At 68.7% G+C, this 7,168-nt stretch carries 8 protein-coding genes; 5 read left to right on the top strand and 3 right to left on the bottom strand.

Going from position 1 to position 7,168, the window contains the following annotated elements; genetic code table 11:
- Positions 1–51 precede the first annotated feature (51 nt).
- Both dpgB and dpgA read right to left on the bottom strand, forming a co-directional pair.
- Positions 52–783: an enoyl-CoA-hydratase DpgB gene (gene dpgB, locus ON41_RS09815; protein WP_083905247.1), complete on the bottom strand. Its 732-nt coding sequence runs from the start codon at positions 781–783 to the stop codon at positions 52–54.
- 36 nt (positions 784–819) lie between these two features.
- Positions 820–1,950, bottom strand: a complete 1,131-nt coding sequence (gene dpgA / locus ON41_RS09810) for a 3,5-dihydroxyphenylacetyl-CoA synthase DpgA (protein WP_040747048.1) — start codon at positions 1,948–1,950, stop codon at positions 820–822.
- Between the two features lie 398 nt (positions 1,951–2,348).
- On the opposite strand from dpgA, the gene fdhD reads away from it, so the two are divergent.
- From fdhD to ON41_RS38870, 4 genes are all read left to right on the top strand, one after another.
- A complete protein-coding gene (fdhD, locus tag ON41_RS09805) occupies positions 2,349–3,203 on the top strand; it encodes a formate dehydrogenase accessory sulfurtransferase FdhD (RefSeq protein ID WP_051161177.1) in 855 nt (284 codons plus the stop codon).
- 28 nt (positions 3,204–3,231) lie between these two features.
- A complete protein-coding gene (locus ON41_RS09800; protein ID WP_051161178.1) occupies positions 3,232–3,606 on the top strand; it encodes a nuclear transport factor 2 family protein in 375 nt (124 codons plus the stop codon).
- Positions 3,607–3,790: 184 nt separating this feature from the next.
- The gene (locus ON41_RS09795; RefSeq protein ID WP_040747046.1) at positions 3,791–4,921 is read left to right on the top strand and encodes a histone deacetylase-like amidohydrolase; all 1,131 of its coding nucleotides are present in this window, start codon (positions 3,791–3,793) and stop codon (positions 4,919–4,921) included.
- 152 nt (positions 4,922–5,073) lie between these two features.
- The gene (locus tag ON41_RS38870; protein WP_051161176.1) at positions 5,074–5,604 is read left to right on the top strand and encodes a hypothetical protein; all 531 of its coding nucleotides are present in this window, start codon (positions 5,074–5,076) and stop codon (positions 5,602–5,604) included.
- A gap of 283 nt (positions 5,605–5,887) precedes the next feature.
- On the opposite strand, the gene ON41_RS09785 is transcribed toward ON41_RS38870, so the two are convergent.
- Positions 5,888–6,346: a MarR family winged helix-turn-helix transcriptional regulator gene (locus ON41_RS09785; RefSeq protein WP_040747049.1), complete on the bottom strand. Its 459-nt coding sequence runs from the start codon at positions 6,344–6,346 to the stop codon at positions 5,888–5,890.
- Between the two features lie 69 nt (positions 6,347–6,415).
- On the opposite strand from ON41_RS09785, the gene ON41_RS09780 reads away from it, so the two are divergent.
- Positions 6,416–7,009 (top strand): TIGR03086 family metal-binding protein, encoded by a 594-nt coding sequence (locus ON41_RS09780; protein WP_040747045.1) that lies wholly within the window; start codon positions 6,416–6,418, stop codon positions 7,007–7,009.
- Positions 7,010–7,168 lie beyond the last annotated feature (159 nt).

The raw sequence follows: 7,168 nt of genomic DNA, 5'->3' as shown, positions 1-7,168 counted from the left end.
CGGCGGCGTCGCGGGCGAGTTCGCCGACCGTGCCGGGGAGCGCCGCGGTCGTCACGACGCCGCTCGTTCCCGGCGCAGCGTGCGATCCGAGGCCGCGAGGTGCGCGCCCAGGGCATCCTCGAATCGGGTGGTCACCGCGTCGAGCAGGAGTCGCCGCCGGATCGCGATCTCGGATCCGACCGCGGATTCGAACAGGGCCAGGCCGGCCTTGATCGCCTCCGTCTCCGCCGCGGCGTCGGTCGCGACGATATCCACCAGGCCGCGCTCCACCGCTACCTCGGCCGTCAGGCCCCGGCCCTGGACGACCAGGTCACGGGCGCGTCCGGCGCCGATCTGGGCGGCCAGCCGGTAGATGCCCATCGCGGGCCAGACGCCCGCCCCGGTGGTCGCGAACCGGAATTCGGCGCCCGCTCGCAGCACCCGGTAGTCCGCGACCAGGAGCAGCTCCGCCGCGGGCCCGTAGGCCGCGCCGTCGACCGCGGCGATGATCGGCACCGGCACCTGTTCCAGCCGCCGCAGTGCGGCCTCCCACTTCCCGACATCCCCGACGGCCACCTCACCGGGCCACGCGAAATGGTGTCCGGTCCGGGCACCGCCGATGTACAGCACCACGCAGTGCCGGTTGGCCGCCGCCGCGTCCTCCGCCCGATGCGCGACGGCGGTCACCGATTCGATCAGGTCGGCGGACAACGGCGCGTCGGCGGCGATGACCGCCGCGATGATATGCACGCCCCCACCCGAAATCCGCGCCGCGTCGTCGTGCACTGTCGCCTCGATACTCATTATGAATTTCCCCCGTTCGTTGTGGTTCGGCACAACTCAGAATCGGACCAGGGCGGTCTCGATCTGAGATCCCGGCCCCATGGTCATGAATACTCCGTAATCACCCGGCCGCGTTACCTGTTCCGCGAGCAGCCGCTCGTAGGAGAACAGGAACGAGCCGCTCGACAGATTTCCGTAATCGCGCATGACGCCCGTGGTATGACGCAGGTCGTGCCCGGTCAGACCGAGGTTGATCTTGACGGCGTCGATCACTTTCTTACCGCCGGAATGGACGATCCACTGCGCGATATCCTTGCGCCGCAGACCGTTTTCCGACAGCAGCCGGTCCACCACGATCTCGACGTGCGCGCCGACCTCGTAGGGCACGTCCCGGTCGAGATAGAAGCTGAATTTCCCGGCCTCGTCGTCCCAGTCGTAGCGCATGGCTCCGATCGCGTGCCGGATCATGTAGCTGCGCTGCGCCAGGACCGCCGGTGTCGAGGCCGTGGATTCGCCGTTCGGTTGCGGGCCGGAGCACAGCGCCAGCGCCGCCGCGCCGTCGCCGAACAGGCTGTTGACCACCGCCGTCCGCATCGTGCCGTCGAACACGTAGGCCGCCGAACACGCCTCGGAGCAGGCCAGGATGGTCAGCTCCCCCGGATGGGTGGCCGACCAGCTCGCGGCCGCGGTGAGGCCGTTGAGCCCCGCGTTGCAACCCATGCCGACCACGTCCAGCCGCGCCGTATGCGGCGACAGCCCCAGCTCGTCGATCAGCAGCGCGCTGAAACCCGGCGTGAGGAAGCCGGTGGTCGTCACCGCGACCAGATATTTGATCTCCTCCGGCTCGCGGCCGAGTTCGCGCAGGCATGCGCGAATGGCGTCCGCTCCGGTGCGCACGCCGTAACGGCGGTGTTTCTGTAGTAGTTCCGCCTGCGACTCCTCACGGAAATTTCCGTTCTCTGCACGTGGCGGTAATGTCAGGTATCGGTGTTCGATACCGCCGTTGAGAAATACGCCCCTGATTTTGGAATCGGTGATCCCGAGCAGGTCGACGAGTTCGCGCTGGCGATAACCGGTGGGCGGATTCGCCGTGGCCACCGCGAGCAGGCGCGGCAAGGCGGACGACGATTCGGCGGCAACCGGAATCGATACGGTTTCGGTAGGCTTCGGCTGAACAAGAGTGGTCATGGCCGGATCCGTTCAATAATCGCTGATTTCCACGGCGGCTCGTCTTCGAGACCGCCGACCACACCCCGAGCAATTTTCGAACAAGGTCAGATTAGCAACCCGCCATACCGGCAGCAACCACCAGAACTATGGGCCCACCTTCGGAAACGACACTGAAACACGTTGAGCCCCTTGACGTGTCACGGTCGACAGATCCGCAGGTCGGGACCGCCCGCCACCCGAGGTTCGGGGGCACGGCCGCGCCTGGAACGCGTTCCACACGCGACATCCGGGCCGGACGGAGACCGGTGACGAGACGTACGCCACACCGCGCGGTGAGGCATGGGATCCGGGCCGATGACGAGCGGATACGCTGGACGGTGAGCCCAGCCCGGTTCGACCGAACAACGAGGTACGCAGTGAGCAGAGTGACCGCACGGCGGAAAATGCTCCGGATCACGCCGGAGGGCCAGATCCGCCGCCCGGATTCCCTCGCCGTCGAGGAGCCGCTGGAGTTGCGCCTCGACGGGCGGTCGCTGGCGGTCACCATGCGCACCCCGGGCAACGATATCGACCTCGCGCACGGATTCCTGCTGGGCGAGAACATCATCGGTGCGCGCGAGGACATCGTCTCGGCGCGTTACTGCGCCGGGACCGACGAGAACGGGCAGAACACCTACAACGTGCTCGACATCCAGTTGCGCACGGCCACACCGGTTCCCGCCCGCAACTTCCTCACCACCAGCGCCTGCGGGTTGTGCGGCAAGACCGCCCTCGACGAGGTGCGCACCGGCACCCGCTTCCCCCTGCCCGACGACGGGCCGCTGGTGGACGCCGACCTACTCGCCGCCCTTCCCGACGAATTACGGTCGCGCCAAACAGTTTTCGATGCGACGGGCGGGCTACACGCGGCCGGGTTGTTCACCACCGACGGCGCCGCGCTCGCGGTCCGCGAGGATGTCGGCCGCCACAACGCGGTCGACAAGGTGATCGGCTGGGCGCTGCGCGAGGATCGCGTCCCCGCCCACGATCTCGTCCTCGTCGTCAGCGGGCGCGCCTCCTTCGAGCTGGCGCAGAAGGCCGTCATGGCGGGCATCCCCGTGCTCTGCGCGGTGTCGGCTCCGAGTTCGCTGGCCGTCGACCTGGCCGCCGATTCCGGGCTCACCCTGGCCGGATTCGTGCGCGGCGACACCATGAACGTCTACACCGCCACCCACCGGGTGCGCCTGCCTCGTCCCGCCGCACCGGCCGGCGGTGCTACGCTGCGCCACTAGAACACGTTTCAATTCAGTGGGAGTGGCCATGGCAGCGCAGCAGATCCGCGAGACGGTCGAACGATATGTGAACCTGGTGGCCACCGGCCCGACCGCGGACATCCTGGCGCTCTACGCCCCCGACGCCGTCGTGGAGGACCCCATCGGCAGCGACCCCCGGCACGGGCACCAGGCCATCGGTGAGCTGTACGCGGCCCTCGAACAACTCGAGCGCAAGACCGTGCTCGACGCCGTCCGAGCCAACGGCAACCACGCCGCGGTGTCCTTCACGCTGGTCACCGAGGCCGGCGGCAGCCGCATGACCCTCTCGGTCATCGACGTCATGGAGTTCGACGACGCGGGCCTCATCAAGAACATGCGCGCCTACTGGGGCCCCGACGACATGCAGGTCGATCCCGCATAACTCGCGTCCGTGGTCCATCCGAGTTTCCGGCACGCTTCTGGCCGGAATCCACCCCGGGACACTCCTTCCCACCACCGGACCGTTCCGGTTGCGGCGGCCTAGCTGATGTGTCAGTAATTGGTCGCACTACCGGTCGATGGCATGACGATTCCACCGTCGGCGGCCGGTTGCTAGGAGCTCGACCATGACGACCGGCTACGTCTGGAACACCGTCTACGGCTGGGCCGATACCGGCTCCGGCAGCCTGTTTCCCTCCGACGCCACCACGGGACTACAGCCGATCGGCCACCACCTCGCGCACCCGGACACCAAGCGGCGGTTCCACGAACTGGTCGCGGTATCGGGCGTGCTGGACCGCCTGCACTCGATCCGGGCCGTCCCCGCGACCGAAGCGGACATCCTGCGCGTGCACACCCCGGAGCATCTGGCGCGGATCCGGGCGGAGAGCCTGCAACCCAAGGGCGGCGACGCCGGCGACGGCTGCTCACCGTTCGGGCGGGGCGGGTACGAGATCGCGGCCCTGTCGGCGGGCGGCGCGATCCAGTTGGTCACGCAGGTCCTCGCGGGGACGGTCGACAACGGGTACGCGCTGGTCAACCCGCCCGGTCACCACGCGACGCGGGCCACCGGAATGGGGTTCTGCCTGTTCAACAATGTCTCGGTCGCCGCCGCCTACGCCAAGGAGGTCCTCGGGCTGGAGCGGGTGGCCGTCGTGGACTGGGATGTCCACCACGGCAACGGAACCCAGGACATCTGGTACGACGACCCGTCGGTGCTGACGATCTCCCTGCACCAACATCTGTGCTTCCCACCGAATTCGGGCTTCCGCGAGGAGCGCGGCAGCGGCGACGGGCACGGGTACGCGATCAACGTCCCGCTGCCTCCGGGTAGCGGCGACGCCGCCTATCTGCACGCGATGGACCGGATCGTGGCGCCGGCACTGCGGGCGTTCCGCCCCGAACTCGTGCTCGTCGCATCGGGTTTCGACGCGAGCATCCTCGACCCGCTCGCCCGGCAGATGGTCACCAGCGGCGGCTTCCAGCAACTCACCCGGCGGATCCTCGATCTCGCGGGCGAGGTGTGCGGCGGCCGGATCGCGTTCGTGCAGGAAGGCGGGTACAGCCCGCACTACGTGCCGTTCTGCGGCCTGGCCGTGCTGCGGCAACTGCTCGGCGAGCCGTTCGCCGCGGATCCCTACACGCCCATCGTCAGCGCTCAGGGCGGCGACGTCCTGCTCGAGCACGAGGCGGCGGCCGTCGCGGCGGCCGAGCCGCTGCTCGACGTGGTGACGGGCGCAGTGGCAGCGGCCACATAACGACGAGCTGACCCCGCGGTGGCGGCCACGTGAGGAGAAGGTGACCGCCTCCGTCGTGGCGGCCACGTATTCCGCCGGGTCTTGTCCGCACCGAATGCCCGGTTTACGGTGGGCAGCATCCGATAGGGGTGGCGACACGGGAGGACCGACCGATGCGGATCTCGGTGCAGCGTACGGGCGACAACCTGCGAGTTCGGATGAGGTGGGACGTCAACCGGAGACGGTGGCTGATCACCACGATCGGGCTGTGGCTGCTGGCCGCGCAGGGCCTGATCACCGGGTTGTGGGCGGTCTTCGCACCGATGGCCTGGTTCCGTAGCTTTCCCGGCTTCGGGCTGAACTGGGTGGCCGTCGACGGCCCCTTCAACCACCACCTGTCCGCGGATGTGGGCTCGTTCTTCCTGGCCATGGCGGCGATCACCGGCGCGGCGCTCTACTTCGGCGACAGCCTGCTCGCCCGGGTCGCCGGGCTGGGCTGGCTGGTCATGGGCGTCCCGCACCTGATCTACCACGCCGCCCACAAGCCGGCCGAAATGTCCACGGGCAACTACGCATTCGCGCTGTTCGCCGCATTCCTCCTGCCGGTGATCGGCGCGGCGGTCCTCATCGCCGCGCCGCAGGAACGCGTGCAGCTCCGTGACCCCGCCCCCTGGACCTTCCGCATTCCGGGTCGCAAGCGCTGACCAGCGCCCGATCACCCTGGGTCCGGGCAAAAGCGTCGCGGACCCAGGGAGGAAATGTCGTGCCTGATCCAGGGTGAAGCGTGCGGGCGTGGCCGAGAAGGTTGTGGCCCGACCGATGAACTTTCCGCACCCGCTCCGTCGTAACAAGGGAAGCCGCCCAGGCGATTTCCGGACAACGGGATAAAGGTTCAACGGCGAACCACGGGGGATCAACGGCGATCCCCGTCAGCGGGCGCGACCGGCTTGCCGGCCGTCACCGATTCCGTTCCGGGAGTCGGCAGTGTCACGCCGAAGTGGCATCCCCGCCGACTATGTCCTCGCGGGGTAGGGCGGCGAGGGCGATAAGGGAGTTGAGGAAGCCGCGACGGTCGGCGGCGGGCAGCCGGCTCAGCAGCTCCTCCTCCATGGCCTGGATGTCGGCCTGTGCCGCATCGGCCAGCGCCCGGCCCTCCGGGGTGAGCGCGAGCAGTCGCGCCCGCCGGTCCGCCGGATCGGGCCGCCGCTCGATGAGCCCCCGCTCCTGCAGGTCGTCGAGGATCGGGATGATGCGGGTCTTGTCCGCACCGATCTCCTCCGCCAGCACACCCTGACCCCGCGCGGGTCCGCGCCCCAGCGCCAGCAGCACCGAGTACGCCCACATGGTCACCCCGTGCGAGTCCAGGATCGGCCGCTCGGCCGCCATCAGGGCGCGGCCGAGCGGGGCGATCATCGCCGCCAGATCGGGTCGCTCCGTCTTCGCCATGCGCACAAATTTACGTGCTCTCAGATAATAAGCATGGACATACGATAGGCATCTGCTTACTATCTACTCATGCTTGATATTTGTGCACTCAACCGGCGCGCTGTCGACTACAGCGTCGAGATCGTCGCCCACCTGACTCCCGCCGACCTGGACAAGCCCACGCCGTGCTCGGCCTGGAAATTCGCGGATCTGCTGGCGCACATGACCGTTCAGCACCGCGGTTTCGCCGCGGCCGCCCGCGGTCACGGCGCCGACGAGGCGGTCTGGCAGGCCGGCCCGCTCGCCGACGACCCGGCCGCCGCCTACGCCGAAGCCGCCGCCGACGTCCTCGCCGCCTACGCCGAACCCGGTGTGCTGGAACAAGATTTCGCCCTGCCGGAATTCGGCCCCGGCGTCACCGTCCCCGGCGCCCAGGCCATCGGCTTCCACTTCATCGACTACGTAGTCCACGGCTGGGACGCCGCCCGAACCCTCGGCCTCCCCTACACCCTCCCCGACGACCTCGCCACCCCCGCCCTCGACATCGCCCAAGCCGTCCCCGACACCGACCAACGCGACCACCCCGGCTCCCCCTTCGCCCGAGCCCTCCCGGTGTCCGACGCAGCGACCCCACTCGACCGAATCCTGCTGTCCCTGGGCCGATCCCCCTCCTGGCCGAACTGAGATTCCGGCCAAAAGCACGCCGGAAAAGAACGGGCCCCGTGGATGCCCCCTCGTTGTCCCGGCACGCTTTTGGCCGGGACCTCATGGTGACCCACCTCATACCCACGCGGGCGTCACGGCGGGACGTAGTTTCTCGTCCAAGGGATAGCGCTCTTGGAA

Source organism: Nocardia transvalensis NBRC 15921, assembly GCF_000308875.1.
Taxonomy (GTDB): Bacteria; Actinomycetota; Actinomycetes; order Mycobacteriales; family Mycobacteriaceae; genus Nocardia; species Nocardia transvalensis.
Note: the sequence above shows the minus strand (reverse complement) of the source record. Positions and strands in the feature narration are given on the sequence as shown.

Bases quoted from the DNA above. Each gene is read 5' to 3' on its own strand.
- dpgB (WP_083905247.1), bottom strand. From the start codon at position 783: ATGAGTATCGAGGCGACAGTGCACGACGACGCGGCGCGGATTTCGGGT.
- dpgA (WP_040747048.1), bottom strand. From the start codon at position 1,950: ATGACCACTCTTGTTCAGCCGAAGCCTACCGAAACCGTATCGATTCCG.
- ON41_RS09800 (WP_051161178.1), top strand. From the start codon at position 3,232: ATGGCAGCGCAGCAGATCCGCGAGACGGTCGAACGATATGTGAACCTG.
- ON41_RS09795 (WP_040747046.1), top strand. From the start codon at position 3,791: ATGACGACCGGCTACGTCTGGAACACCGTCTACGGCTGGGCCGATACC.
- ON41_RS38870 (WP_051161176.1), top strand. From the start codon at position 5,074: ATGCGGATCTCGGTGCAGCGTACGGGCGACAACCTGCGAGTTCGGATG.
- ON41_RS09785 (WP_040747049.1), bottom strand. From the start codon at position 6,346: ATGGCGAAGACGGAGCGACCCGATCTGGCGGCGATGATCGCCCCGCTC.
- ON41_RS09780 (WP_040747045.1), top strand. From the start codon at position 6,416: ATGCTTGATATTTGTGCACTCAACCGGCGCGCTGTCGACTACAGCGTC.